Here is a 26,042-nt window from a genome sequence, read left to right as displayed (position 1 = left end):
GGTGACCGTGGGTTCCCGCTCCGCGTCGCCCGGTGAGGTGTCGCGGTCCGGGTACGGTGGTGGGCATGGCGCAGTTCGTGGACTGGGACCTGGCCGCCGCCACCGCCGGTGCCCTTGGTAAGTCGGGGCCGAAGGTGTCTTACGAGGAGGCCACCGCCGTCGTGGCCGACCTGCGGCGGCTGACCGACGAGGCGGCCGGGCACGTGCTGGAGTACACCGGGCTGCGCGCCCAGGTGGCGCATCCACCGGTGCGGGTGGTGGACCGCCGGGACTGGGCGGCGACGAACATCGCCGGACTGCGCGAGGTCATCACGCCGCTGGTGTCCCGGCTCGCCGGCGACAAGCAGCCCGGCGCGGTGACCGAGGCGATCGGCTCCCGGCTGACCGGGGTGCAGGCGGGCACGGTGCTGGCGTACCTGTCCGGCCGGGTCCTCGGCCAGTACGAGGTGTTCTCCACCGAGCCGGGCCAACTGCTGCTGGTGGCGCCGAACATCGTCGAGGTGGAACGCAAGCTCGGCGCCGACCCCCGGGACTTCCGGCTCTGGGTCTGCCTGCACGAGGTGACCCACCGGACCCAGTTCACCGCCGTGCCGTGGATGCGGGGCCACTTCCTCGGCGAGGTGCAGGCGTTCGTCGACGCCGCCCAGGCCGGCGGCGAGAACACCCTGGACCGGCTGCGCCGCGGGGTGGCCACGCTGGCCGACTCGGTCCGTGACCCGGACAGCCGGGCCAGCGTGCTGGACATCGTGCAGACCCCCGGCCAGCGGGCCGTGCTGGACCGGCTCACCGCGATGATGACCCTGCTGGAGGGGCACGCCGAGTTCGTGATGGACGGCGTCGGCCCGCAGGTGATCCCGAGCGTGGACCGGATCCGGGCGGCCTTCAACCGGCGCCGGGAGTCCGGTAACCCGCTGGAGAAGACCATCCGCAAGCTGCTCGGGATCGACGTCAAGATGCGCCAGTACGCCGAGGGTCGCAAGTTCGTGCACGGCGTGGTGGAGCGGGTCGGGATGACCGGCTTCAACAAGGTGTTCAGCTCCCCGCTGACCATGCCCAAGCTCGACGAGCTGGCCGATCCGGATGCCTGGGTGGCCCGGGTGCACGGCGGGCCGCTGCTGGCCGACGGCTGACCGGGATGGCCGCGCTCGCCCCGCCGGTGGCCGCGGTCCGCGGCGCGGTCCGGGCCGCGCTGGTGGCGTTGCCGGAGCCGGGGCCGGTGCTGGTGGCCTGCTCGGGCGGCGCCGACTCGCTGGCGCTGGCCGCCGCGACCGCCTTCGTGGCGCCGCGGCTGGGCCGGCCGGCCGGGCTGGTGAGCGTGGACCACGGCCTGCAGGCCGGCTCGGCCGATCGGGCCGCCGCGGTCGCGAAGTGGGCCGACGAAGCCGGCCTGGCCCCGGCCGAGGCGGTGCCGACCCGGGTGGCCGGCCGGCCCGGCGGGCCGGAGGCGGCGGCCCGGTCCGCCCGGTACGAGGTGCTCGCCGAGGCCGCCCGCCGGCACGGCGCGGTCGCCGTACTGCTCGGGCACACCCGCGACGACCAGGCCGAGACGGTGCTGCTCGCGCTGGCCCGGGGCGCCGGGCCGCGCGGGCTGGCCGGCATGCCGCCGGTCCGGCACGTGCACGGGGTACGCCTGGTCCGTCCGCTGCTGGCGGTCACCCGGGAGCAGACCAGGGCGGCCTGCGGCGCGCTCGGGCTCTGCCCGTGGGAAGACCCGCACAACACCGACCCGTCGTACGCCCGGGCCCGGGTGCGCGCCACGGCGCTGCCGGCGCTGACCGCCGCGCTGGGTCCCGGCGTACGGGACAATCTGGCGCGTACCGCGCAGCTGTTGGCCGCCGACACGGCGGCGCTGGACGAACTCGCCCACCGGGCGCTGGCGGCCGCCCGCACGCCCTGCGGGGAGGAGCCGCCGGGCCTGCTCGTGGCCGGCCTGGCGCAGCTGCCGCCGGCGATCCGCGGCCGGGTGCTGCACGCCTGGTGCCGGGAGCTGGGCGCGGCGCCCGCCGCGCTGTCGTACCGGCACGTACGGGCGCTGGAGGCGCTGGTGACGGCCTGGCGCGGGCAGGGTCCGACGCACCTGCCCGGCGGCATCCGGATCGGCCGGCGGGACGGCCGGCTGCTGCCCGTGCCGCTCCCGGCCTGACCCGAACAACCGCATCTCCCGCTGGCCGTGGCCCGGCGGATCCGCTAGACATGGCGGGTGTCACATCCCCGCCCGCCGCTGTACGCCCCGAACGGGGTGGTCGCCACCAGTCAGCCCCTCGCCGCCGCCGCCGGACTCGCGGCGCTGCGCAACGGCGGCTCCGCGGTGGACGCGGCCCTCGCGGCCGCGATCACGCTCACCGTGGTGCAGCCCGGCTCCAACGACATCGGCGGCGACCTGTTCGCCCTGGTCTGGGACGGCGGCCGGCTGCACGGCCTGAACGGCTCCGGGCGCTCGCCGGCGGCGCTGGACCGGGCGGCCGTGCTGGCCGCCACCGGCGGGCAGGGCGCCGACCCGGTCGAGGCGTTCGGCGGCGCCCAGGCCGGCGGCCCGGCCATGCCGGCGCACGGCTGGCTGCCGGTCACCGTGCCGGGCGCCCCCGCCGGCTGGCACGACCTGCACGAACGCTTCGGCCGGCTGCCCTTCGCCGAGCTGTTCGCCGACGCCATCGGGTACGCCGAGCACGGCTATCCGGTCTCGCCGCAGGTCTCCCGGGTCTGGAATCGGGCGGTGGCCACGCACGCGGGGCTGACCGGACCCGAGTTCGCCGAGTGGTCCCGGGTGTTCACCGTCGACGGCGTCCGGGCGCCCCGGGCCGGGGAGCGCTGGCGCAACCCCGGCGCCGCGCAGGCGCTGCGCCGGATCGCCGCCAGCGGCGCCGACGACTTCTACCGCGGGCGGATCGCCGCCGCGCTGGACGCGTACTCCGCCCGTACCGGTGGCCTGCTGACCGGGGACGACCTGGCCGCGCACCGGTCGGCCTGGGTGGAACCGATCCGGGTCGGCTACCGCGACCACGAGGTGTGGGAGCTGCCGCCCAACGGCCAGGGGGTCGCCGCGCTGCTCGCCCTGGCCATCCTCGACGGGGTGGATCCGGCCGACCTGGCGCCGGAGGAGTGGCTGCACTGGCAGATCGAGGCGGTGAAGCTCGGCTTCGCGGACGCGCACGCGTACGTGACGGACCCGGACCTGATGCGGGTTTCCCCGGCCGACCTGCTGGACCCGGCGTACGTGGCCGGCCGCCGGGCGCGGATCGGCGACCGGGCCGGCCTGCCGGTCCCGGGCGAGCCGGCCCGGGGCGGCACCGTGTACCTGTGCGCCGCCGACGGTGCGGGGATGATGGTCAGCCTGATCCAGTCGACCTACCTCAGCTTCGGCTCGCACGTGGTGCTGCCCGGGTACGGCTTCGGCCTGCAGGACCGGGGCGCGGCGTTCCGGCTCGACCCGGCGCACCCGGACGTGGTGGGCCCGGCCAAGCGGCCGTTCCACACGATCATTCCGGGCTTCCTGACCCGGGGCGGGGAACCGGTCGGCCCGTTCGGGGTGATGGGCGCGCACATGCAGCCGCAGGGACACCTGCAGGTGGTCTCCGCCACAGTGGATCGCGGGCTCGACCCGCAGGCCGCGCTCGGCCTGCCCCGCTGGTACTGGCACACCGGCCGGGCCGTGCGGGTCGAACCGGCCCTGCTCGCCGCGCCGGGCGGCGCGGACCTGGTGGCGGGGCTGCGCGGGCGTGGCCACGAGGTGAGCGTGCCGCCCGATCCGTCCGTGTTCGGGCACGGCCAGGCGGTCTGGCGGGGTCCGGGCGGTTACGTCGCCGGCTCCGAGCCGCGTACCGACGGCAGCGCGGTGGGTTACTGAACGGCGGGATCCGGTTTCCGGTTGGGAGCAAAAGACACGGCCCCGGCGACCGGACGTCATCCGCGTACGGCAGGCTATGCCCATGGCTGACGGCTCCTGGTACGACGCCGACATCGACCACGTGATCATCTCCGAGACCCAGATCCGCGACAAGACCGCGGAGCTGGCCAAGCAGGTCTCCGCCGACTACGCCGAGGTGCGGGACGGCCTGCTGCTGGTATGTGTGCTCAAGGGGGCGGCCATGTTCATGGCCGACTTCGCCCGGGCCCTCGGCCGGCACGGCCCGCCGGCGGAGTTGGACTTCATGGCCATCTCCTCGTACGGGCAGGGCACCACCTCCTCCGGGGTGGTGCGCATCCTCAAGGATCTGGACCGGGACATCGCGGGCCGGCACGTGGTCGTGGTGGAGGACATCGTCGACTCCGGTCTGACCCTGTCCTGGCTGCTGCGCTACCTCGCGTCGCGCTCGGCCGCCAGCGTCGAGGTGGTCACGCTGCTCCGCAAGCCGGAGGCGGTGAAGGTGCCGGTGCCGGTCAAGTACGTGGGCTTCGACATCCCCACCGAGTTCGTCGTCGGCTACGGCCTGGACTTCGCCGAACGCTACCGCGAGGTGCCCTACGTCGGGGTGCTCAAGCCCGAGGTGTACGCCCGCTCCTGAGCGGCCGCCGGTTTTCCGGCGGTTGCCCGGGTTTCCGGTGGCGGGTTTCCGGGCGGCGGGTTTCCGGTGGCGGGGGTTCCGGCGGCGGCTTCCGGGTGGCGCCGGCGCCGGATGGTCCCCCCGGGAGCGCCGAAAGCGGGATCCCGGGGGCACCTGATGGATGGTTACCACCCCGCGTACAGCGCACTTTCAGGATTCCCCGTTACGGTATGCAGTGGTGGCGCGGATGCTGTTGGGGTTCGGGCGGTTCGTCCCGGTTGACCGGCCGGGGCGGGGCGCGGGACGCCAGTCCGTCGTCACGCCGGCTCGACGGGGCCAGCTGGACGTGTTCGGGGTGGGCTCGCGGGCCTGCTCCGCATCCACAGGGTGTACCGTCGAATGACCGCGGCGCGGCCGTCCGCGCCGGGTGTCGGGGCCGGCCCGCGGGACGGCCTCGGCCGTCGCTCCGGCGGCGACAACCCAACCAGACGGTCAGGACGTCGATCAGGAGGATCCGGGCGCTGCGGCGCTCGACAACAGTATGGAACGCACGCGTTTCTTCCGCCGGCCGGTGGTCTGGATCATCCTGGTGATCATCGGTGCGGTCGCGCTCACCCAGTTGTTCACCGGTGGTCCGAGCTACCACAAGGTCGACACGTCGGTCGCGCTCGACCAGCTGAACACCGCCAAGGTCGACAAGGTCGTGTTCCAGGACAAGGAACAGACCCTCAAGATCGACCTGGCCCAGCCGACCAAGTTCGACGGCACCGAGACCGACAAGATCCAGACGCAGTTCCCGTACGAGGTCGGCAACGAGATCTGGAACGAGATCCAGGACGCCAAGGCCAACAACCGGATCACCGGTCCGGTGGACACCGAGGTGTCCGGGGACAACGTCTTCCTCAGCCTGCTGGTCAACCTGCTGCCGATCGCCATCCTGGTGATCCTGCTGCTGTTCTTCATGTCGCAGATGCAGGGCGGCGGATCCCGGGTGCTCAACTTCGGCAAGTCCAAGGCGAAGATGATCACCAAGGACACGCCGAAGACCACCTTCGCCGACGTGGCCGGTGCGGACGAGGCCGTCGAGGAACTGCACGAGATCAAGGACTTCCTGCAGAACCCGGCGAAGTACCAGGCCCTCGGCGCCAAGATCCCCAAGGGTGTCCTGCTGTTCGGCCCGCCCGGCACCGGTAAGACCCTGCTGGCCCGCGCCGTCGCCGGCGAGGCCGGGGTGCCGTTCTACTCGATCTCCGGCTCCGACTTCGTGGAGATGTTCGTGGGTGTCGGCGCCAGCCGGGTCCGCGACCTGTTCGAGCAGGCCAAGTCGAACGCGCCGGCCATCGTCTTCGTCGACGAGATCGACGCGGTCGGCCGGCACCGCGGTGCCGGCATGGGCGGCGGGCACGACGAGCGCGAGCAGACCCTCAACCAGCTGCTCGTCGAGATGGACGGCTTCGACACCAAGGGCGGGGTCATCCTCATCGCGGCCACCAACCGGCCCGACATCCTGGACCCGGCACTGCTGCGCCCCGGCCGGTTCGACCGGCAGATCCCGGTCGACGCGCCGGACATGGAGGGACGCAAGGCGATCCTGCGGGTGCACGCCAAGGGCAAGCCGTTCACCCCGGACGTGGACCTCGACGCGGTGGCCCGGCGTACCCCCGGATTCAGCGGTGCCGACCTGGCGAACGTGATCAACGAGGCCGCGCTGCTGACCGCCCGGGTCGAGAAGCGGGCGATCTCCAACGAGGCGCTTGAGGAATCCATCGACCGGGTCATCGCCGGACCGCAGCGCCGGACCCGGGTGATGAGCGACCACGAGAAGAAGATCACCGCGTACCACGAGGGTGGACACGCGCTGGTCGCCTGGGCGCTGCCGCACTCGGCGCCGGTGCACAAGGTGACGATCCTGTCCCGCGGCCGGTCGCTGGGCCACACGCTCACGCTGCCGACCGAGGACAAGTACACGCAGACCCGGGCCGAGATGATCGACACCCTGGCGTACGCGCTGGGCGGCCGGGCCGCGGAGGAACTCGTCTTCCACGAGCCGACCACCGGTGCCGGCAACGACATCGAGAAGGCCACCCAGCTCGCCCGGGCCATGATCACCCAGTACGGGATGAGTTCGAAGCTGGGTGCGATCAAGTACGGCACCACCGGCGACGAGCCGTTCCTCGGTCGCAACATGGGCCACGAGCGGGACTACTCGGACGCCGTGGCCGCCGAGATCGACGGCGAGATGCGGGCACTCATCGAACTGGCCCACGACGAGGCCTGGGAGATCCTGGTGGAGTACCGGGACGTCCTGGACAACATCGTGCTGGAGCTGATGGAGAAGGAAACCCTCTCCACCGCCGACATGGCCCGGATCTGTGCCCGGGTGGTCAAGCGGCCGCCCATGGCGCCGTACAACGGCTTCGGCAAGCGTCAGCCCTCCACCGAGCCGCCCGTACTCACCCCGAGCGAGCGGGAGAAGCTGAAGGCGCAGGCGCAGGCCGACGGCGCCGAGGCGACGGTCGGTGGCGGAGGCGCGCCGCAGAACCCGGACGGCTCACGCTGAGCGCCGCGGCCGACCCAGCCGCGGCCAACGAGACGACGTCGCCGTCCGGTTCCTCCACGGAACCGGACGGCGACGACTCGCTCGACTTCCTCGCGGCCCGCCTGATCAACGGGCGGCTCACCGGCCAGCCGGTCGAACGCGTCGTCGACCTCGCCCGGATCGAGAAGGCCGTCCGGGAGATCCTGGAGGCCATCGGCGAGGACCCGGACCGCGACGGGCTCCGCCAGACACCGGCCCGGGTCGCCCGGGCCTACGCCGAGCTGTTCGCCGGGCTCCGGGTCGACCCCGCCCAGGTACTCAGCACCACCTTCGAGGCGAACCACGAAGAACTCGTGGTGGTCCGGGACATCGACGTGATGAGCCTCTGCGAACACCACCTGCTGCCGTTCCGCGGCGCCGCGCACATCGGCTACATCCCCGGACCGGACGGCCGGATCACCGGGCTGTCCAAGCTGGCCCGGCTGGTCGAGGTGCTCGCCCGCCGCCCCCAGGTGCAGGAACGACTCACCTCGCAGATCGCCGACCTGCTGATGCAGAAGCTCGCCCCGCGCGGCGTGGTGGTGGTGCTCGAATGCGAGCACATGTGCATGGCCATGCGCGGCATCCAGAAGTCCGGCGCCCAGACCGTCACCTCGGCGCTGCGCGGCATCCTGCAGGGCGACGCGAAGTCGCGGGCCGAGGCGCTCAGCCTCATCCGGCACGCCTGACCAGGCTTGACCGCCCGACCCGGCCGGCCTCGGGCTCAGCCCGCCACGAGCGCCAGCAGTCCCAGAACGGCGCCCACGACGGCGCCCACGACGATCAGCGCCGCCAGCAGCAGCCCCAGCATCCCGGCCCGGTCCCGCAACCGCGCCCACCGGCTGATCAGGCGCCGCCCACCCCATCCCGGCCCGGACAACTGGGCGTCCGCGGCATCCGCACTCGCGCCGGCCCGGCGCAGCGTCGCGGACCACCCGTCCGGCTCCCGCCCGGCGGACGCGGCGGCGACCGCGACCTCCGGCGGGGACGGCACCAGATCCACCTCCGGTACGCCCAGCTCGCGCAGCCGGATCCGCTGCTCCGCCAACCGCTCACGCACCCCGGTCAGTTGGGTCCGGACCGCGCTCTGCGCGGTGGCCTGTCGCTCGGCCGTCGCGGCGCTCCCGCGCACCACCGCGTCGAGGCGCTGCACCGCCGCCACATAGCGCTGCCAGGCATCCTCGTCGGTCACCGCACCCCACCACCGAACGGAACGATCAGCCGTACCTCCCCGGTGGCCCGGTCGGCGAGCGTCGCCCGCCCCGGAGCGGGCTTCCAGTCGGCCTCCCGGCCCAGCAGGTACTCGGCCTCGATGGGCGGCAGATCAAGCAGCAGCAACCCGGCGACGTACTCGGTGAGCGAACCGTCCCCGGCCAGCTCCACCAGCCGCCGGGTGCGGCGCCACCAGGACAACAGGTGTACGCCCCGGCCCGGCGCCCCGCGCAGCCCGGCCCGGGCCGACTCGGGCGGCAACTCGGCCGGCCCCGCGGCGTCCATGCCGAACACCACCAGATAGCCCGGACGGTCGTCGTCCAACTCCTTGGCCAGCTGCGCCACGTCCACCACGTTCACCTCGTGCCGGCGGCGCAACTCCCGCACCAGCGTCTCCGCCGCCGCCTCCGCCTCGGCGACAAGCGTCGCCACGGCGAACCGGGTACCACCCGGCGGATGCGCGGCCGCCACGCTGCGCGCCGCCTCCGCCAGCACCGTGGCGCCCACCGGCGAGCGGCCGACGACGGCCAGATGCCGGCCCGGGGCATCGTCCAACGCGAAGGAGGCGGTCACCGTGCGGGCATCCACCGCCCGGCCGAGCAGCGCCAGCGGCGGTCCGGACCCCGCCGTCAACACCGCCCGATAGGTCGGGTCGTCCGCCAGCCGGGCCGGAGCGGCCCCGTCGAACACCCGCGGCCCGTCCGGATCCGGACGGGCCAACCAGAGCCGGTTTCGCAACTCGTCCCGGTCCGCGGCGTCGATGGCCGGATCCGGGAAACGGACCACCCGCTCGTGTCCGCGGGTGGCACCCCGCGGCCCGCCGAGCCCGCCGGCCGTGTTCACCACGGCGGCCCCCAGCGGCAGCCCGGCCGCCGCGTCGTTGGTCGGCTCCAACACGTCCCCGCCGCCCGGCAGGGCGACCCGGACCGGGCACTGCGCCAACAACTGATCCGGGTACGCGCCGCCGGGCAGCTCCGTCGGCCGGCCCACCAGCGCCAGATGCACCCCGTACGAGCGGCCGCGGCGCGCCACCGACTCCAGCAGCCGCAACGACTCCCGGCTCAGCCGGTCCGACCCGGCGAGCAGCAGCGGCGCCCCGTCCAGCACGCAGAGCACCCGGGGCGGCCGGTCGGGTCCGGGCAACTCGGTCAGCCGGCCCACCCCGGCGCCCTCGAACCGGGCCGCCCGCCGGTCCAGCTCGGCATCCAACTCCCGCAACAGCGTCATCGCGTACTCGCGGTCCGCGGCCACCCCGGCCGTCCGCACGTGCGGCAGCCAGGACGGGTTCCGCTGCGAGGGCAGGAACTCCCCGAACACCGGATCGGGGCGTACCGACAGCAGGTGGACGACAAGCGACTCCGGCCGGTAGCGCGCGCCCAACCCGTACAGCACGTTGGCCAGGAAGGCGCTGGTGCCGGCGCCCGGTCGGCCGGCCAGCAGCCAGTGCGGCGTCAACTCGGCGAACCGGAGGGTCACCGGGGTGTCCCCGTCGTGCCCCACCACCGTGGTCAGCCCCTCGGCGGCGTCCTGCGCCCAGTACTCGCGGCTCTCCGGCAGCAGATCGGCCAACCGGGGGCGGCAACCCAGCGCGGACCGTTCGGCCAGGTCGGCGCAGACCCGGGCGACCAACTCCGGCGGCGGATCGCCGTCCAGCCGCACCGGGCTGGCCAGCCCGGTGGCGACCGGCCGCGGTCCCCGGGCACCGAAGGAGCCGCCGGGCGGATCACCGACGAGCGCGTGGGCCTCGCGTACCAGGATCGTGGTGGCCGCAGCCAGCGGGGGCGGCTCGCGGTGCCCCGATGCCGCCGCCGGCGGCCGGCTCCGACCCGGACCCTCCACCGCCGGCCCGCCGGGCTCGTGTGCTGCCGTCCCAGCGGGTTCGTGTGCCACGGGCCCGCCGGGCTCGTGTGCCGCCGTCCCGGCGCCGGTGCGCCCGGAGGATTCCGCCCGGGTCGTGGGTGCGGTGGATCCCGGCCTGCCGGCCGCCACGGCCACGGCCGGGCGGGTCACCGGCGCGCCGGTGGACGCGCCGACCCGGGAAACGGCCGTGGGCACCGTGGGTGGGGTGCCCGGCCACGCCGCCGCCTGCGGCGCCCGGGTGGCGGGCACCTGATCCGCGGCGGATCGGGAAGCCGGCCCCGGTCGGGACATCGGCTCCGGTCGGGGCGCCGGCTCCGGATCGGCGTCGGGCGGGCGCGGCGCGGCGGCCGGCCAACCGGCCACGATCAGATGCAGCCCCGCGGCGGCCCCGGGTCCGGCCAGCGCCGCCAGCCGGGCCAGGTCGGCCGGCTCGACCGGATCGGGAAGCGCGGCCACCACCACCAGCAGGCTGCGATCCCGCCGCCGCCCGCGCCCGGCGGCCGATGTCGCCGGCCGGACCCACCGCTCGGCCTCGGCCAGTACGGCGAGCAACCCCAGCCGATCGGTGGCCGGCGGCGGGAACAGCCCCACTTCGGCGAGTGGCAGGAACGGGGTGAAGGCCTCCGCCGAGTCGGCGGCGGTCACGCCGCGGACCAGGACCGAACCGGCGGGCGCGGCGGCCAGCACCCGCAGCAGCAGGCAACGCAGCACGGCCGCCACCCGAGGATCGCGGGCGTCCGCGTCCAGCGCCAGGTGGCCGGTGCCGAGCAGCGGCACGATCACCGGGAAGTGCGCCCCGCCCGACGGCTCGGCCACGCCGATGCGCACGTACCGGGGAACCAGGTCGTCCCCGGCCTCGGGCTCGGCCAGCCCGTCGCCGAGATCCGCGCCCAGCCAGCCCGGGGCCAGTACGCCTGCGGCGCCGGCGAGGATGTCGGCCAGGGCGCGCTGGTCGCTCCCGTCGGCGACAGCCGGGCCGATCTCGTCCACCGCGGCGGCGACCACCGCCGCCGACGCGGCGGCCTGGCGGTGCAGTGCGGCCGCCCTGGTGGTACGCGCCCTGGAGACTGTCAACGAATCCGCCTTTTCCTCAACGGGCCGGCTGGACGGATCTGGTTCAAGGAAAGGTAACCCAGGTCTGGCCCAGTTTCCGGGATGCGCGGTGGCGACCGCGCGGCGGGTCTTCCGACGGCTCCGGCGCGATCGGCCGCACGGCCGCTGGCCTGCTGGTACGGTCCGCTGGCGGTGCCCTCGGCGCCGGCCCGGTCGCCTCCGGTGAGCGGTCGTTCACCAGAGGTGATGGAACCGAGATCTGCGGCTATTGGGCCGCCGCCGCGGGGCCGATAGCCTCAATGGGTGGAATCAGTGCCGCCGCCCGCCGGTTCCCGGACCTCCCGCGTACCGGCCCAGCGGGGTCCCGAGGGGGCGCCGCCGGAGGTCGACGAGCGCGACGCGCCGGTGGCGCAGCCTCCGGCCGCACCGCCGTCCGACCCCGCTGCCGTCGCGCCGCCGGCTCCACACCAGAGCGTACGGCCCGGTCCTCCGCGCCAGCCGGTCCGCCGGGTGCTCTGGCTGGTCGCCGGGGCGCTGCTGGTGTTGCTGCTGGTCGCCGGTGGCGCCGTCTTCATCTGGTACGACCGCGCCACCACCCTCGACCGAAGTGCTCCAGATGTGACCGTTGACAACTACCTTCGTGCCTACCTAGTGGACCGCAACGATGTTCGCGCCCAGCAATACGAGTGCTCAGCGGGCAGTAACCTTGAGCCGATCAGGTCGCTGAGGGCCGAGATAGAGGATCGCGAAGAGCAGTTCTCAGTGACTGTTCAAGCTTCCTGGGGCGCGCTGATGGAGCGAGTCCAGGACAGGACCGCCTCAGTCCAGACCAGCATCACGATTGCGAGCTTTGCAGACGGGGCGCCACGGAGCCGTCGGCACGAAGATTGGGCATTCTCCCTTACAAGCGAAGACGGCTGGCGGGTCTGCGGGGCCGAGCGCCTTGGTTGAGCTACTCGATCCAGAGCAGGTGCACCGGCACCTCCTGGGTCTTCGGGGACTGGCCGCTCCAGGCCCAGCGGTACCACTCCACCTCGGTGGTGACCCGGACGCAGATGTCGCCATCGGTGCTGGTGTGCAGCTCGGTCACCGCGCGCAGGTCCCGCCGTTCCGCGCCGTCGACCACCTGCACCACCCGGCGGCCGGAGACCGCGTCCGCCTCCACCACCGGCACCGGCCCGGGATGCGCGGGGGCGTCCAGCGAGACGAGCCGGGTCAGCACATCGGTCCGCCCCGGCGCGGGCCGTCCGCGGTCGCCGAGCAGTTCGACCCAGACCCGCTCGGCGGGCACCAGCGGGGCGAAGACCTCGGTCTGCTCGGACTCGGCCCGGTACCAGTCGTGCTCCGGTATCGCCGGCACATAGGTCCGGCTGCCCTGCACCACCCGCTCATCGGCGCGCAGATCGCCCCGCCAACCCAGGCCGGGAAGCCCGATCCGGATCCGCCGCCCACGCAGTTCGAGCCGCTCGGTGGCGGGCACCAGGACGATGGGCCGGGGTGGCGACGGCGCCCAGTCCGGCTCGCCGGCGAAGGGGTCGGGCAGCGGCTCCCGGGTCATGGCGACCCGTTCCGACTCATGCCCGCTCCTCGCTGCGTCCGCAGCCGTCCCCGGTGGCACGGCGCTGTTTCGGCTGGCTCAATCGTCGCGCCCGCTCACGCCGAACCGCCGAGCGGTACGCCCCGGTCCCGCATGAACGGCACCGGGTTGACCGCGCCGGAGTTGGCCCGGACGCCGTTCAGGTGCACCTCGAAGTGCAGGTGCGGACCCGACGAGTTGCCGCTGGTGCCGACCTTACCGATCACCTCGCCGGCCTGCACCTGCTGACCGGGCCGGACGAACGGCGCCCGGACCATGTGGCAGTACCGGGTGATCACGCCGCCGGCGTGCAGGATGTCGACGAACCAGCCGCAGCCGCCCTTGCCCGGGTATCCGTCCACGTCGCAGCTCCGCTGGCCCCGGTGGTCCGGGTCGCAGCGGGCCACCAGCACCCGGCCGCTGGCCGCGGCGTGGATGTCGGCGCCCCGCCCGATGATCAGATCGACCCCGTTGTGCGCCGGCCGGTCGGCCGTGCGGAAGCCCGAGCCCACCTTGGCGTGCACCGGCAGGGTCCAGCCCGACGCGGTGATCTCGTCGGCGGCGGCGCAGCGCGGCGTGACCGCCGTGCCGAGGGACCGGGCCGCGCCGTCGGCCAGCCGGTTCACGATGGCGGTGGCGGCCGGCTCGTGCTTGGCGTAGGCGTCCGGGAAGGCACTGCGCTGCACCCGCTGCGCGGCGTCGGTCAGCGCCAGGTGCTGCCAGCCGTCGATCAGGACCAGATGCTCGTAGAACTTCCGGGCCGCGTACGCCGGGTCGCGTACCTGTTCCGGTGTTCCCCAGCCCTGGCTCGGGCGCTGCTGGAACAGCCCGAGCGAGTCGTGGTCGTTGCCGGCGCCCAGGTAGGGCAGGTTCGACAGCCGGGACTCCTGGATCGCGGTCGCGATGGCGATCACCCAGCCGCGCGGCGGTACCTGCATCTGCCGGCCGACCGCGATGATGACCGCCGCGTTGCGCAGCTGGCTCGGCCCGTAATCCTCCATCCGGGGCATGGCGCCGTCCGGCGGCAGCGGATCGCCCTGGCCGCAGGCGTCGGCGGCGAGCGTCAACGTGGGGTCGTCGCCGCCGAGCGTGGTCAGCATGAACGCGCCGGCTCCGCCCACGCAGCAGAGCAGGGCGCAGAGCACGGTGCCGGCGATCGCCAGCGGCAGCAGCCGGCGCCGGGGCGGCGGCGAGGCGTCCGGGGCGCTCACGACCGCTCCCAGTCGATCTCGTCGACCCGCCAGACCCCACCGTCGCCGACGAGTTGCAGCCGCAGCGTTCCGGTGTCCACCGGGAGGCTCACCTCGGCCAGGTCGGCCGTCTGCGGGGTCAGCACCGGCTCGCCGGTGATGCGCTGGGCCGGCACGCCGGCCGGGTCCACCCCGGACAACCGCTGGGCGAGGGCGGGCGTGCTCCGCGGGGCGAGGGCCGCCTGCCAGCCCGCCGCGGACCGGTCCCGCTCCAGCCACGCCGCGGCGAAGGCCCGGGCGACGACCTCCGGCCGTTCCGCGCCGGGGCTGACCCGCGGCGTCGCCGGGCCGGCGTCGCCGGACAGCCCGTCATCGCCGGCCGTCGGGTTGACCGTGGTGATCGGCCGGTGTGGTTGCCCCACCACCGCCGGCCGGGAGTCCGGCCCGGTGACCAGCCGGGCGGCGCCGAGGATGCCGACCACCACCACGGCGAGCGCCACGGCGGCGCCCAGCCGGGAGCGGAGCGCCCGGGTGATCAGGAAGCCGATGGCCCGCTGCACCGCACGCATGCCGCGTCACCTCGCCTCGGTGCGGATCCGCGGCGTCTCCCGGGCCGGCGCCCGTTCGGCCGAGTCCGGCCGGTATACCGCGTACGAGGGCGCCGGATCCGGCACGTCCGGCTCGGTCCACTCGGCCGGTTGCCGGCGCCGGGGTGCCGGAGCGGGTCGGGGCGCCGGGGGGCCGGGCGGGGCTGCCGGCTGTTCCCGGTCGGCGGCGGAGGTGGAGCCGGTCGGATCCTCCAGCCGGGCCTCCGGACGCAGGCTCGGCTGCTCGACCAGCACCCGACGGGCGTTTCCGGCGCCGCGCGGCTCGGCGGTCCCACCCGGCTCCACCACCTCGAGCCGGGCCGCCTCGCGCATGTCCCGGAAGAACCGCCGGTGCCAGGAACCCGTCGAGGTGGCCACCTCGGTGCTGTCCTTGCCGCCGAGCTGGGTGATCCGCCGGTACGGCCGCAGCAGCAGCCAGCCGACCACCCCGCAGAGCCAGACCAGCACCACCTGGAGCCAGCCGGGCAGCGTCGGTGTGCTCATCACCAGGTCCACGGCGAACAGGTAGACCGCCGCGCCGGTGCCGAAGATGGCGATGTTGAAGACCGCGGCCACCACGGCGTTGGCCAGCCGGCGCAGCCCGGAACTGGCCGGCCGGAGCAGGCCGATGGTGCCCAGGATCGGCGCGGCGATCACCGCCCAGCGGAAGATCAGGAAGCCGAGCAGCACCAGGAGCGAGGCGGTCAGGTCGAACATCGCGAACAGCACCGCGGCCAGCAGCGCGATGAAGCCCGCGCCGATCCGGTCCATGTCCTGGGTGCCCTTGAGGTACTCGTACGCCTCCGGGTCCTCCTTCTGGATCTGCGCGGCGACCTTCATCCACTGCAACTGCTTGGCGCTGATGGTGGCGTCTCTGGTGGCCGGGTTGCTTCGCAGCTTCTCGGCCTCTTCCCAGGACAGCGACTTGGCGTCGTAGAGCGCCCGGCCGTACTTCTTGGCGGTCTCGCTGTCCGCCGAGCCCAGCACCCCGCGCAACCAGTTGCGGTAGAGCATGGTCTCGGTGGCGGTGTCGCTGGCCCGCACGGCCGGCGGCCGGTGGTCCTCACAGGCCCCCGGTGTCGGGTCGTCGCACTGGTCGGGCGGGATGTCCTGCGGGCGCGGGCCCACGGCGTCGTGCACCACGCCGAGCGTGGTCACCAGGGTGCCGTCCGCCAGGTTCGCCGAGCGCACCGGCCAGGCGGCCAGCGCGGTGACCGCGACCATCACCAGCACCGCCCAGCCGGCCGTGGTCATCGCGTTGCTCAGGTCCGACTGCCGGGACCGCCAGATCAGGTAGAGCCCCACCACGGCGAGGGTGAGCACGCCGAAGACGCTGAATACCTTCTGGTAGACCGCCTTGGTGGCCTGCTCGACCAGCGGATCGGCCCAGCCCCACATCTCCTTCGGCGCCCAGGCCCGCTCGCGCAGCGCGTTGGAGGCGCCGACCACGGCGGTGGCCAGCATGAACTCCCCGTTCGCCACCGTCGTGGTGAACCGGTAGTCCGGGTGGATCAGCGAGGAGGCGCAGCCGCCGTCCACGTCGTACGTCGTGTAGCTGTAGCCGGCGTACCCGTAGGTGCTGTAGAGCCCCTGCGGGCCGGCCTCCTTGGCCGAGTCGGGCCGGCTGGCGAACCAGCCGGCGAGGCCGGAGTCCGGCGCGCCCGGCACCGGCGGATCGGCGCAGTCCAGCGTCTTCGCGCCGGTGTCCGTGAGCTTCTGCACGCAGGACTGGAAGTCGGCCTGCCACTCCTTTGTGGTGCAGAGGTCCGCGGGCGCCCGGGCGGGCAGGCCGGCTGCGGGCGGCGCCGCGACCGCCGGCCCGGCGCCCGGCAGCGACCAGGCCAGCGAGCCCAGGGCGAGTACGCCGATGGCGAGAATCATCGCGACGGCCCGCCGAGCCATGTCACGCCTCCGGGTCAGAGATGCTGGCCGGCAGTCCGGCCACGGCGGGTGCCGCGGCGGCCGGCGTGGTGTCCAGGTGTTGCAACAACCCGGGTACGTAGGAGACGTCCACCCGGACCTTCTGGATGCGCCCGTCCACGTCCCGCATCACGAACTCGCGGAAGCCGAGCCGGTCGGCCGACGCGGTGTCCACCGCGGACAGCGAGGCCAGGGTCGCCTCGTAGCCGTCGTTCACCGGCACCCGCAGCAGCCGGAGCGCCTCGGAGGCGACCTCCTCGTCCTCGGTGATCCGCCCCACGAAGACGGTGGAGACGAGGTTCTGGACGTCCAGGCCGAGGATGTCGCGGGGGTTCTGCGAGGAGACCAGCGCGGCCAGGTTCCACTTGCGGGAGTCCCGGGCGAGCCGGACCAGGAAGGACCGGCCGGAGCGCCAGCCCTCCATGAAGTGCGCCTCGTCCAGGCCCACCATCTTGCGTGCGGACATCGAGCCGCCGTAGCAGCGCCGCACCGCGAGCCGGTGTGCGGTGTGCAGCATCGGCAGCGCCAGCGCCTCCTCGGCCGACCAGTACTCGCGTTCGATCTTCAGGTCGGGCAGGCGCAGGCCGGCCATCGTGATCACGGTGAGGGCGGCGTCCGCGCCGAGCAGCCCTTCGGGTGGACGGCCGAAGAACAGCAGCGCCAGCGGCATCTCGGCGGTGTCCAGGAGCAGGTTGGCCAGTTCCTTGCCGTCGTGGTCGTCCAGCCCGGCGAGGCAGGCGACCACGTCGTCCAGCCGGGAGGTCTCCTCGGCCGGCACCTGGCGTACGGCGTGGCGCAGCAGCGTCGCGGTGGAGGCCTCCCGGGCGACCTGTGGCGGCACCAGCATCATGCAGATGTCCTGCACCAGCATCCGGCGCTCGGCCCGGGCGTTGGAGACCGAGATCTCGAACTCGCGGTCGCCGGCGGCCCCGTCGGCGAACTCGCTGCGCAGCGGCGTCGGGATGAGCGAGTACGGCGCCAGGGTGCCCTGTTCGGAGCCGGTGAGGTCGAGGACCCGGGAGTACGGTCGCAGCTCCGGCATGGAGCAGAGTCGGGCCAGCGGCCCCGACGGGTCGAGCAGGGTGACCTGGACGCCGCGGCGGGCCGCGAGGTAGCCCAACGCGCCGAGCAGGGTCGACTTGCCGCCGCCCGGTTCGGCGACGAAGACCGCGAGGCCGGACCGCTCGCGTACCTCCATCGGGAAGTGCAGGTCGAGGAAGACCGGCCGGCGGCAGGTGCCGGCGGTCCGCCCGACCAGGTCGCCCCGGCGGTCACCCACGGTGGAGGCGGCCTGCGGCAGCGCCGCGGCCAGCAGCTTCACCGGCATCCGGCGCACGTAGCCGGTGTTCGCCACCGGCTCGCCGGGAATGAATTCCCGGGCCAGCCAGTCCTGGTTCTTGGGGTGTTGCAGGGAGACGCGAAGTTCCCGGGAGTAGAGCTGGATCAGCCGGCGGGCGCGTTCCAGGCACTCCTCGCGGCTGCGCCCGCCGACGGCGATCCGGTGCCAGCCGTGCGCGCGGGCGGACTCGACGGGCAGGCCGGTGGTCATCTCGTCGCCGATCACCAGCGCCCGCATGGCGAGCCGCTCCAGCTCCGGCGGGGCGTCCATGCCGTGCTGGGCGTAGTCGAGCTGCTGGGAGCGGATCATCCGCAGCCGGTGTTCGAGGTTGCGGAAGGAGTCGCCCGGGCCGAGCAGGTCGATCCGGCTGGACAACTCCATGGGCCAGGGCAGCCGTTCGTGGAAGTGCAGCCACGGCTCGTGCCGCTCGGGTATCTCCAGCGGCTCCATCCGGCCGACGGCCAGCACCGCGACGTGCCGCTCCTCCCCGGTCATCCGGTTCACCAGCTTGACCGTGGAGCCGTACGGCGTGCGGTAGCGCTCGACCTGTTCGGTGAGCGCCAGCAGGTCGCCGCGTTCCCAATGCCCCCCGGAGACCGGGGAGAGCGCCGACGGCGGTGCCATGCAGAGCGCGACCGACCGGTACATCAGCCATTCCAACTCGCCGGCGGTGACCCGGCGGCCACGCATCCCGAACGAGCCGAGTACCTCGTCGAACTGTTCGACGGTGCGGCCGAGCTTGCGCCGTTCGGAGTCGGCGACGCCGCGGCCGAAGGCCCGGAGCAGGCGTTCGGTCAGCGAGTCGCCCATGGACCGGCGGGCGAAGGTCACCCCGAGGTACGTCTGCCCCTCGGCGTGGTTGACCGACAGCAGGTGCCGCTGCGCGGCCACCAGATGATCGGCCCAACTGGTGCCGCCGGCGACCGTGGGCAGCGGACGGGCGGTGTGCGCGTCGAGGGTGCGGGCCCACTCGTCGGCCGGGAACGGCCGGGTGGTCCGGCGCAGATGCAGCCGGAAGCCGGCCAGACCGGCGTACTGCTCGGAGATGGCGGCCAGCAACGCCTCCCGTTCGGCGTCCGGCCGGAACGCCCAGCGGACCTCGGGCAGCCAGTACCAGGCCGTCACGGTGTTGGGGGTGAAGGTGAGGTGGCCGGCGATCTCGGTGATGGCCAGTTCGACCGCGGGATCGCGGTCGCCGAACTTCACCTTGGGCGCCCGGACCGGCGCCGGCTGGCTGGTCTGCTGCCGGCGCGGCGGGCGCCGTCCGCCGGCGGGCCGCTGCGGGCGGGCCGCGCCGGCGTCGTGCTGGGTCGCCGGGGGCGCCATGCCGGCCGGTGGCCGGTGCCGCTGCCCGGACTCGTGCGCCGCCGCGGCCTCGGCGGACGCCGGGGCTCGGGCCGGTGCGGCGCGGAGCCGGTCGTCGTCCCGCTGCGTCGGGGCGGCGGGCTGGGTCCCGGCCCGTGCCCCCGGTCCCGGCCGCGGCCTGCCGCCGGGCACCTCGTTGACGTACGCCGGCACCCGCGGGGCGTCCGGGTCCGCGCCGGTCGGCCGGCTCGGCGGGACCGTGCCGGCCGCCGCCGTGCCGGGGCCGCTCCCGGAGTCCCGCCCGGTACCGGGTCCCTCGCCGGTGCCGGGGGTCCGACCGGTACCGGGTCCCTGGGCGGCACCCGATCCGGTGGCGCCGGAAACCGGACGGGCGGTCGCCGTACCGGTCCGGTCGGCGGTTCCGGGCGCCGGCCGCCGGGTGGCCTGGGCTGGTGCCGCCGAACGGCGGATCTCCTCGGGCCGGGCTGTCGGGGCGGTGTCGGTGTTCCGTGGCGCCGGTGCGGGTCGGGCCGGGGTGTCTGCCGGGTCCCGCGCTGGCCCCGGCCGCGCGGTCGGGGCCGCGGATCCGTTCCGGCCCCCCGGCGTCGCGGAAGCGTTTGTCGCGGGACCGGGTGTCGCGGGACCGGGTTCGGGCCGGTCGGCGTGGCGTTGCCGGGGCGCACCCGGCGTCGGGCGGCGACCGCCGGGGGAGGAGCCGAACAGATCCAGGAAGGGGGAGTCGATGTCCGGGTGTTCCGGTGATCCGTGACCGGCGGCCGGTGAGGCGGGCCGGCGGCGTACCGGCTGCGGTGGCTGGAAGCGGGCCACCGCTCCCCGCCCGGGGCTGGTCACCAGGGCCGGGTCCAGCGACTCCGCGGACACGCCGTCGTCGTAGTCGGTCGATCGCACACCGTTACCTTGTGGATCGGCCGAGGGTGCCGCCGGGCGGTGGGAGCCCGGCGATGAGGAGGAGGTCATTCCGTCGCCTCGCCCGGGTAGGTGTTCGCGGTTGGTCCGGTGGATCTCGCCTGGCAACCCTGTCGACCGGGACGGACCGGCAGGTGCTGGTGGGATCGGCAGCCCGATCGCGTGGTCGGCTGGGCGATCCGGTGCGCGCGGGCCGGAGGGCGGCTCATGCCAGCTCCTCCCGGATCCGGACGCGCCTGGCGACCAGGCGCGGATCGCGCAGTTCCGTGGCCGGCTCGCGGGTGCGCCGCCAGTCGGTGAGCGCGGTCCGGATCACCGTACGGGCCGGGCGGTCCGGATCGACGTACCGGAAGATGAACGAGGTGGTGACGATGGCGAGGGCGATCTCCCACGCAGGAAAGATTTCCACCTCGAGCGTGAAAAGCCAGTGAATGAACATGTACAGCGGCACGAGCAGCATGAACAGCCCGTACTGGGCGTAGGGCAGGTGGACCGGCAGGGTGTAACCGGGCGGGCCGAGATAGACCAGGCGGGCCCGGTAGATGTCGTCGTCGGTGCGCAGCCGCATGTCGAGCCCGCGCCTACTGGAAGATCAGGTTGATCAGGTACTCGCCGACGAAGAACAGTGTGGCCGCGCCGGCGATGAAGGCGAGCCCGACGATCGCGATGGCGGAGCTGGTCAGCACCTTGGAAATCTCACCGCGACTGGCGCGGCCGATGAAGATCACTCCCAGTACGGCCAACAGGATCGGGGCGATCTTGCTGGCGAAGAATCCCACAACACCCTTGGTGTTGATGTCCGTCGGCTCGGGTGCCGCCGCGGCGGTGTGCGTCATTGTGTGGAGGGCCTGTCCGCCCGTGTTCCACACCATCTCCACGAGTTCCGTGGCGATCATCGGATACCTCCCCAAGGCGCGGCCGGCGAAGCCGCAACGCGGATGTCGCACCGGGTGGAACGTCGAGAATCTGCCCGCCCTGGTAGACCCCGCGTCCCGCGCCCGCCACGAGCAGTGACGAGTTTTGGGCGTTTGTGACTGTTTTGGCCCATCCCCTTCAGCTTCGCCGTCTGGATGCCTCGCAACTGCACAGCGTACGGCCCGCCCCTGTCTCTAACAAGGCGCGACCGGAGGGCCCGGTCGGCCCGGATGTCCGGTTGATCGTACACCCGTTCGATAGCCCCGCCCCGACGTGCGGGGACCCGGGTCGGTACGGTCGAACCGTGACCGAACTGCTGCGTCCGGACCGGCCGGTGGTGATGGGCGTGCTCAACGTCACGCCCGACTCCTTCTCCGACGGTGGCCGGTACACGGACCTCGGCGTGGCCGTCGAACACGGCCGGCGGATGTACGCCGAGGGCGCCCGGCTGGTGGACGTCGGCGGCGAGTCCACCCGGCCGGGTGCCGAACGCGTGGACGCGGCCACCGAACTGGCCCGGGTGCTGCCCGTGGTCCGTGAACTCGCGGCGCTCGGCGTGCCGATGAGCATCGACACGACCCGGGCCAGCGTGGCCGCCGCGGCGCTCGCGGCCGGGGTGACGGTGGTGAACGACGTCTCCGGCGGGCTGGCCGACCCGGACATGGCCCGGGTGGTGGCCGACGCCGGGTGTCCCTGGGTGCTCATGCACTGGCGCGGGCACTCCCGCCGGATGGCCGAACTGGCTCGGTACACCGACGTGGTGGCCGACGTGAAGGCCGAACTGGGCCAGCGGGTCGACGCGGCGCTCGCCGCGGGGGTGGCGCCCGAGCGCATCGTCATCGACCCCGGCCTGGGCTTCGCGAAGGGGTCCGAGGACAACTGGGCGCTCACCGTCCGGCTTGCCGAACTGGTCGAACTCGGCTTCCCGCTGCTCTTCGCGGCCAGCCGGAAGTCCTATCTGGGCAGGCTGCTGGCCGGACCGGACGGGACGCCCCGACCCGCCGCCGAGCGCGAGGCGGCCACCATCGCCACCAGCGTGCTGGCCGCGGCGGCCGGCGCCTGGGGGTACGGGTGCACGACGTCCGGGGCACCGTGGACGCCCTCGCCGTCTGGTGCGCCAGCGGCCGGCCCCGGCTGGTCCCCGCGGCGGCACCCGGCTCAGCGGTCCCGGCCGCGGGCCCAGCGGGTCCGCCCGCCGGCTCAGGGGGTCCGCCCGCCGGGTCCGTCGCCGGCACGGCCAAGACCGGCGGCGCCCGGTGACGGCGCCGATCCGGGACGCGATCACCCTGGCCGGGCTGCGGGTCCGCGGCCGGCACGGGGTGTACGACTTCGAGCGGGACCACGGCCAGGACTTCGTCATCGACGTACGCCTGGAGTTGGATCTCGCGCCCGCGGCCCGTTCGGACGACGTCGCCGACACGGTGCACTACGGGGAACTGGCCGGCCGGCTGGTGGCGATCGTCGCCGGGGATCCGGTGCACCTGATCGAGACGCTGGCGGACCGGCTCGCCGCGGCCTGCCTCGACGACCGGCGGGTGGCCGTGGCCACGGTCACCGTGCACAAGCCGCAGGCGCCGATCCCGCACGAGTTCGCCGACGTCGCGGTGACCATCACCCGTACCCGGCCGCACCCGGGCGACCCCGGGGTCGCGGCGCGATGAGCCGGGCCGTGCTGTCGCTGGGCAGCAACCTGGGGGACCGGCTGGGCCACCTCCGCGGGGCGGTGCACGGGCTGCGGGACGTCCTGGTGGCGACCTCCGGGGTGTACGAGACGCCGCCGTGGGGAGACGCCGACCAGCCGGCGTACCTCAATCTCGCGCTGCTGGTCGCGGACCCGGCGGCCGCCCCGCGGGACTGGCTGGTCCGCGCGCAGAGCCTGGAGGCCGCGGCCGGGCGGCGCCGGGACCCGGACCGCCGGTTCGGCCCGCGCACGCTGGACGTCGACGTCATCGGCGTGTGGAACGCCGACGGCGAACCGGTGGTCAGCGACGATCCGGAGCTGGTCCTGCCGCATCCCCGGGCGCACCTGCGGGCCTTCGTGCTCCGGCCGTGGCTGGAGATCGAGCCGTCCGGCCGGCTGCCCGGGCACGGCCGGATCGCCGACCTGCTGAGCGGGGAGGCGCTGGCGTCTCAGCTGCGGGACCTGCGCCCCGACCCGGACATGCGGATAGAGTCGGACCGGTGAGCGAGCGTTCCTCCCCGCCCCGGCAGCCGACGCCGAGCCCCAGCATGGGACCCACGAGGCCGGCGAGCCTGGTGGTGGCCGCCCTGGTGGCGGCGGCCCTGGCCTGGCTGCTGATCAGCGCCTTCTACGCCGACATCCCGGCGCTGCCCTGGCTGCCGGCCGTGACCCTCGCCGGTCTGGCCGTGCTGGAGGCGTACGCGGCGATCACCACCCGGGCCCGCATCGAGCGCCGTCCCGGGCGCGAACCGGTCGAACCGCTCACGGTGGCCCGGTACGCCGTGCTGGCCAAGGCGTCGTCGCTGGTGGGCGCCATCTTCGCCGGGTTCTGGGCGGGGCTGACCGGATGGCTGGCGGTGGAACGCACCCGGGCCGCGTCCGATGACCTGCCGGCGGCCGTCGCCGGCCTGGTGGCGTCGCTCGCGCTGATCGCCGCCGCGCTCTGGCTGGAGCGCTCCTGCCGGGTGCCGGAACGCGACGACGACGAGCAGGACGACGAAGGTCGCCGCTGAGCGACCGTTTGGCCACCCAGCGCAGGCATTCGGCCGGCCGGACAGGGCCGTGAGCCGGGAACGGGCCGGCGGTCGACGACGCCGGTTGGCCGGGGGGTTACGCCCGACCCGGTGTCCAGGTACGGTGCCTGGCGACCGGGATCGGGTCCGAGATCGGACCGGACGGTCACCCACCGGTTCCGGGCACGCTGGCCGTGGCCCGGTCGGCCGGGCGGACGATCCGGGAGGCGCACCCCATGACGTACGACGAGCCGACCTATCGGCGGCGGGAGTTCGACGGCACCGACGTGTACGGCGAAGCCGACGGCGGGACGACCCGCTCGCATCGCGCGCCGGCTCCCGCGCTCGACGACGTCTTCGACGACCCGGCGCACGGCGAGCCGGGTCGGGACCGGATCGGCATACACGTGCTGTGCGAGATCCTGCTGCTGGTCGCGGCGGTCGTGCTCGGCTACCTGCTCTACCGCGACGACCCGGCGACGCTTCGTGGACACGGTCTGCGCACGCTGCTGGTCTCGGCGTCCGCGCTGGGTCTGCTCACGCTCGGGGCCGGGGTGACGCTGCGGGCCGCCGTGCCCAACCTCGCGCTCGGGCCGGTGGTGGTGGCGGCCGGCCTGTACTTCGCCGAGAACGGCGACCAGGGCGTCGTGACCGCCATGATCCCCGCGGTGCTCGTGGCCGCCGCCATGGGGCTGGCGATCGCGGTGCTGGTGGTGGGATTCCACGTTCCGAGCTGGGCGGCGAGCCTCGCCGCGGCGCTGGGCGTGATGGTCTTCATCCAGCAGCGCTCCGGACCGGTCCCGGTGCAGGGCGGGTACGACCCGACGCGTACCGCCAGCTACCTGTTCGGCGGGTTTGCCGTGCTGGCCGTGCTGGCCGGAATGTTCGGGTCGATCCGGTCGATCCGCCGGATGGTGGGTCGGTTCCGCCCGGTGGCCGACCCGGCGCGGCGCCGCGGTGTGGCCGGCGGCGTCGTGGCCGCGGCGGCGCTCGTGGCCTCGATGGTGCTGGCGACCGCGGCCGGCGTGCTGTTCGCGGCCAACGGGGCCAGCGAGGTGCGCCCGACGACCGGCCTGGACTGGACCGGGCTGGCGATCGGCGCCGCCATGCTCGGCGGGACCAGCGCGTACGGCCGGCGCGGCGGGGTGTTCGGAACGTTGCTCTCGGTGTTGGCGGTGACCCTGTTCCTGCGCTATTCGGGCCTGCAGGGTTGGAACATCGCGCTGGCCGCGACGGCGGCCATCACGCTCGCCGGTGGCCTGGTGGTGACCCGCCTGGTGGAGGCGTTCGGCCGGCCGCGGGCAACCGGTACCGGCGACAGCGGCGAGTGGGCGACGGACCCGGACAACGACTGGTCGGCCTCGACCGAGCGGTCCGACTCGTGGTCGGCCACCCTGCCGGCGCAGCCGGCCGAGACCCGCCCCGACCCCTGGGACGCCGACCGGTGGGGTTCCACCAATCGGTGAGGGCCGCGCCGCTAGTCTCCAGGCATGACGGAGACGCCATCGGGCCGGCCGGCCACCGACTTCGCGCAGCTTGACGCGCTGTCCACGGAGGAGTTGCGGGAGCGGGCCTTCAGCGTGGCCCGGGAGCACCGGGACATCCGCTTCTTCTGGTCGGTGCTGCGGCACCTGCCGAACGCCGACGAGGCGGAGGCACTTGACGGTTCGCCGAACTCGGTCGGACCCACCGTGGACGAGGCGGTGGCGCTGTGGCGGGAGCTGACCGGGCACGGGTACGAGGAGGCGGCGCCGCTGCTGCGCGCGGCCTTCATCGACTACCTGTTGAAACACTAGGACCGCCGGACATCCACCGAAGTCGCTCGCCAGGTTTGCTGTCGGGCGGGCGCAGGGAATTACCGCGCCATGGCTCTCACCAACCGGTACAAGTCTGCGCCGGGCGCGGGTACGCTCGCCGCGCTCATTCTGGTCCTGGTCTTCGGCAGTCCGTGGTACGCCGACTGGGCCCGGGACAACACGAACCCCAAGACCGCCGGCGGCTGGTTCCTGCAACTGCTGGCCTGGCCGGCCTGGCGATTCGACTCGTCCGACTCCATCCAGGACGTCTTCGCCGCCGATCTCAAGGCGATCCTGGTGGTCGCACTGACCGCACTGTTCCTGTTCCTGCTCCCGGGCTCCCAGTTGGCCCGGGCGCGGGGAACGCTCAGCCAGTTCTTCGCGGGCTGGGGGGCGTACATCTTCGCGGGCGCCTTCGCGGCGCTGATCACCGCGTTGATCAAGTCCAATCCGTCGTTGCTCGGTGCCCTGCAGGCCGCCGGTGACGGCGCGCGGTACGGCCTGTTCACCGGCTGGATCATCGGCATCGCCACGCTGGGCGGCTATCGCGGTCGTCGTTGAGCCGCCGTGCCGGCCGCCCGGTCCGGGCGTCCCGGCAGCCGCGGTGGC

The 26,042-nt window shown here is 74.1% G+C and carries 22 protein-coding genes and 1 pseudogene; 14 read left to right on the top strand and 9 right to left on the bottom strand.

All coding sequences use genetic code 11. From position 1 onward, the window contains the following. Nucleotides 1–65: 65 nt before the first annotated feature. From CIK06_RS27100 to folE, 6 genes are all read left to right on the top strand, one after another. Entirely contained in the window at nt 66–1,130 is a 1,065-nt protein-coding gene (locus tag CIK06_RS27100) for a zinc-dependent metalloprotease (protein ID WP_095568176.1), read from the top strand. Nucleotides 1,131–1,135: 5 nt separating this feature from the next. After that, nucleotides 1,136–2,143, top strand: a complete 1,008-nt coding sequence (tilS, locus tag CIK06_RS27095) for a tRNA lysidine(34) synthetase TilS (protein ID WP_095567170.1) — start codon at nt 1,136–1,138, stop codon at nt 2,141–2,143. A gap of 57 nt (nt 2,144–2,200) precedes the next feature. Beyond that, the gene (locus tag CIK06_RS27090) at nt 2,201–3,844 is read left to right on the top strand and encodes a gamma-glutamyltransferase family protein (RefSeq protein WP_095567169.1); all 1,644 of its coding nucleotides are present in this window, start codon (nt 2,201–2,203) and stop codon (nt 3,842–3,844) included. 82 nt (nt 3,845–3,926) lie between these two features. Beyond that, on the top strand, nt 3,927–4,502 hold the full coding sequence (gene hpt, locus CIK06_RS27085) for a hypoxanthine phosphoribosyltransferase (protein WP_095567168.1): 576 nt from the start codon (nt 3,927–3,929) through the stop codon (nt 4,500–4,502). A gap of 520 nt (nt 4,503–5,022) precedes the next feature. Then, complete coding sequence (ftsH, locus tag CIK06_RS27080; RefSeq protein ID WP_095567167.1) at nt 5,023–7,041, top strand: ATP-dependent zinc metalloprotease FtsH; 2,019 nt, start codon at nt 5,023–5,025, stop codon at nt 7,039–7,041. Continuing rightward, nucleotides 7,038–7,748, top strand: coding sequence for a GTP cyclohydrolase I FolE (gene folE, locus CIK06_RS27075; protein WP_095567166.1), 711 nt, complete (start codon nt 7,038–7,040; stop codon nt 7,746–7,748). The genes ftsH and folE overlap by 4 nt, the downstream gene beginning before the upstream one ends. Nucleotides 7,749–7,783: 35 nt before the next feature. On the opposite strand, the gene CIK06_RS27070 is transcribed toward folE, so the two are convergent. Both CIK06_RS27070 and CIK06_RS27065 read right to left on the bottom strand, forming a co-directional pair. Then, nucleotides 7,784–8,251, bottom strand: coding sequence for a hypothetical protein (locus CIK06_RS27070; RefSeq protein WP_095567165.1), 468 nt, complete (start codon nt 8,249–8,251; stop codon nt 7,784–7,786). Further along, on the bottom strand, nt 8,248–11,205 hold the full coding sequence (locus CIK06_RS27065; protein WP_157756966.1) for an FtsK/SpoIIIE domain-containing protein: 2,958 nt from the start codon (nt 11,203–11,205) through the stop codon (nt 8,248–8,250). The genes CIK06_RS27070 and CIK06_RS27065 overlap by 4 nt, the downstream gene beginning before the upstream one ends. A 489-nt stretch (nt 11,206–11,694) precedes the next feature. On the opposite strand from CIK06_RS27065, the gene CIK06_RS27060 reads away from it, so the two are divergent. Further along, complete coding sequence (locus CIK06_RS27060) at nt 11,695–12,135, top strand: hypothetical protein (RefSeq protein WP_232533892.1); 441 nt, start codon at nt 11,695–11,697, stop codon at nt 12,133–12,135. Nucleotide 12,136: 1 nt separating this feature from the next. On the opposite strand, the gene CIK06_RS27055 is transcribed toward CIK06_RS27060, so the two are convergent. The 7 genes from CIK06_RS27055 to CIK06_RS27025 form a co-directional block, all read right to left on the bottom strand. Then, nucleotides 12,137–12,742 (bottom strand): hypothetical protein, encoded by a 606-nt coding sequence (locus tag CIK06_RS27055; RefSeq protein WP_095567162.1) that lies wholly within the window; start codon nt 12,740–12,742, stop codon nt 12,137–12,139. A gap of 95 nt (nt 12,743–12,837) precedes the next feature. Then, complete coding sequence (locus CIK06_RS27050) at nt 12,838–13,971, bottom strand: M23 family metallopeptidase (RefSeq protein ID WP_198348028.1); 1,134 nt, start codon at nt 13,969–13,971, stop codon at nt 12,838–12,840. Beyond that, nucleotides 13,968–14,519 carry a hypothetical protein gene (locus CIK06_RS27045; protein WP_095567161.1) on the bottom strand — a complete coding sequence of 184 codons (552 nt, stop codon included), beginning with the start codon at nt 14,517–14,519 and terminating at the stop codon, nt 13,968–13,970. Before CIK06_RS27045 ends, CIK06_RS27050 begins: the two co-directional genes overlap by 4 nt. A gap of 6 nt (nt 14,520–14,525) precedes the next feature. Further along, a complete protein-coding gene (locus tag CIK06_RS27040) occupies nt 14,526–16,439 on the bottom strand; it encodes an MFS transporter (protein ID WP_095567160.1) in 1,914 nt (637 codons plus the stop codon). A 1-nt stretch (nt 16,440) separates the two neighbouring features. Further along, nucleotides 16,441–20,010, bottom strand: a complete 3,570-nt coding sequence (locus CIK06_RS27035; protein ID WP_369916041.1) for an ATP-binding protein — start codon at nt 20,008–20,010, stop codon at nt 16,441–16,443. A gap of 223 nt (nt 20,011–20,233) precedes the next feature. Further along, nucleotides 20,234–20,596 carry a hypothetical protein gene (locus CIK06_RS27030; RefSeq protein WP_095567159.1) on the bottom strand — a complete coding sequence of 121 codons (363 nt, stop codon included), beginning with the start codon at nt 20,594–20,596 and terminating at the stop codon, nt 20,234–20,236. A gap of 13 nt (nt 20,597–20,609) precedes the next feature. Continuing rightward, the gene (locus CIK06_RS27025) at nt 20,610–20,924 is read right to left on the bottom strand and encodes a hypothetical protein (protein ID WP_095567158.1); all 315 of its coding nucleotides are present in this window, start codon (nt 20,922–20,924) and stop codon (nt 20,610–20,612) included. Between the two features lie 359 nt (nt 20,925–21,283). On the opposite strand from CIK06_RS27025, the pseudogene folP reads away from it, so the two are divergent. The 7 genes and pseudogenes from folP (at nt 21,284) to CIK06_RS26990 (ending at nt 25,994) form a co-directional block, all read left to right on the top strand. Then, nucleotides 21,284–22,203 (top strand): annotated as a pseudogene (folP, locus tag CIK06_RS27020) (dihydropteroate synthase). An 8-nt stretch (nt 22,204–22,211) separates the two neighbouring features. Then, entirely contained in the window at nt 22,212–22,604 is a 393-nt protein-coding gene (gene folB, locus CIK06_RS27015; protein WP_095568174.1) for a dihydroneopterin aldolase, read from the top strand. Further along, a complete protein-coding gene (gene folK, locus CIK06_RS27010) occupies nt 22,601–23,128 on the top strand; it encodes a 2-amino-4-hydroxy-6-hydroxymethyldihydropteridine diphosphokinase (RefSeq protein ID WP_095567157.1) in 528 nt (175 codons plus the stop codon). Before folB ends, folK begins: the two co-directional genes overlap by 4 nt. Nucleotides 23,129–23,172: 44 nt before the next feature. Continuing rightward, nucleotides 23,173–23,637: a DUF3180 domain-containing protein gene (locus CIK06_RS27005; protein ID WP_095567156.1), complete on the top strand. Its 465-nt coding sequence runs from the start codon at nt 23,173–23,175 to the stop codon at nt 23,635–23,637. Nucleotides 23,638–23,873: 236 nt separating this feature from the next. Further along, complete coding sequence (locus tag CIK06_RS27000) at nt 23,874–25,103, top strand: ABC transporter permease (protein WP_232533891.1); 1,230 nt, start codon at nt 23,874–23,876, stop codon at nt 25,101–25,103. A gap of 24 nt (nt 25,104–25,127) precedes the next feature. Further along, entirely contained in the window at nt 25,128–25,433 is a 306-nt protein-coding gene (locus CIK06_RS26995; RefSeq protein ID WP_095567155.1) for a hypothetical protein, read from the top strand. Between the two features lie 69 nt (nt 25,434–25,502). Further along, complete coding sequence (locus CIK06_RS26990; RefSeq protein WP_095567154.1) at nt 25,503–25,994, top strand: hypothetical protein; 492 nt, start codon at nt 25,503–25,505, stop codon at nt 25,992–25,994. The last annotated feature ends 48 nt before the right edge of the window (nt 25,995–26,042 follow it).

Source organism: Plantactinospora sp. KBS50 (assembly GCF_002285795.1).
Classification (GTDB): Bacteria; Actinomycetota; Actinomycetes; order Mycobacteriales; family Micromonosporaceae; genus KBS50.
Note: the sequence above shows the minus strand (reverse complement) of the source record. Positions and strands in the feature narration are given on the sequence as shown.

What these genes read in the sequence shown, in the direction of transcription:
- CIK06_RS27030 (WP_095567159.1), bottom strand. Translation starts at nt 20,596, where the DNA reads ATGCGGCTGCGCACCGACGACGACATCTACCGGGCCCGCCTGGTCTAT.
- CIK06_RS27055 (WP_095567162.1), bottom strand. Translation starts at nt 12,742, where the DNA reads ATGACCCGGGAGCCGCTGCCCGACCCCTTCGCCGGCGAGCCGGACTGG.
- hpt (WP_095567168.1), top strand. Translation starts at nt 3,927, where the DNA reads ATGGCTGACGGCTCCTGGTACGACGCCGACATCGACCACGTGATCATC.
- CIK06_RS27025 (WP_095567158.1), bottom strand. Translation starts at nt 20,924, where the DNA reads ATGATCGCCACGGAACTCGTGGAGATGGTGTGGAACACGGGCGGACAG.
- CIK06_RS27040 (WP_095567160.1), bottom strand. Translation starts at nt 16,439, where the DNA reads ATGGCTCGGCGGGCCGTCGCGATGATTCTCGCCATCGGCGTACTCGCC.
- CIK06_RS27045 (WP_095567161.1), bottom strand. Translation starts at nt 14,519, where the DNA reads ATGCGTGCGGTGCAGCGGGCCATCGGCTTCCTGATCACCCGGGCGCTC.
- CIK06_RS26995 (WP_095567155.1), top strand. Translation starts at nt 25,128, where the DNA reads ATGACGGAGACGCCATCGGGCCGGCCGGCCACCGACTTCGCGCAGCTT.
- CIK06_RS27000 (WP_232533891.1), top strand. Translation starts at nt 23,874, where the DNA reads ATGACGTACGACGAGCCGACCTATCGGCGGCGGGAGTTCGACGGCACC.
- CIK06_RS27005 (WP_095567156.1), top strand. Translation starts at nt 23,173, where the DNA reads ATGGGACCCACGAGGCCGGCGAGCCTGGTGGTGGCCGCCCTGGTGGCG.
- CIK06_RS27100 (WP_095568176.1), top strand. Translation starts at nt 66, where the DNA reads ATGGCGCAGTTCGTGGACTGGGACCTGGCCGCCGCCACCGCCGGTGCC.
- tilS (WP_095567170.1), top strand. Translation starts at nt 1,136, where the DNA reads ATGGCCGCGCTCGCCCCGCCGGTGGCCGCGGTCCGCGGCGCGGTCCGG.
- ftsH (WP_095567167.1), top strand. Translation starts at nt 5,023, where the DNA reads ATGGAACGCACGCGTTTCTTCCGCCGGCCGGTGGTCTGGATCATCCTG.
- CIK06_RS26990 (WP_095567154.1), top strand. Translation starts at nt 25,503, where the DNA reads ATGGCTCTCACCAACCGGTACAAGTCTGCGCCGGGCGCGGGTACGCTC.
- folK (WP_095567157.1), top strand. Translation starts at nt 22,601, where the DNA reads ATGAGCCGGGCCGTGCTGTCGCTGGGCAGCAACCTGGGGGACCGGCTG.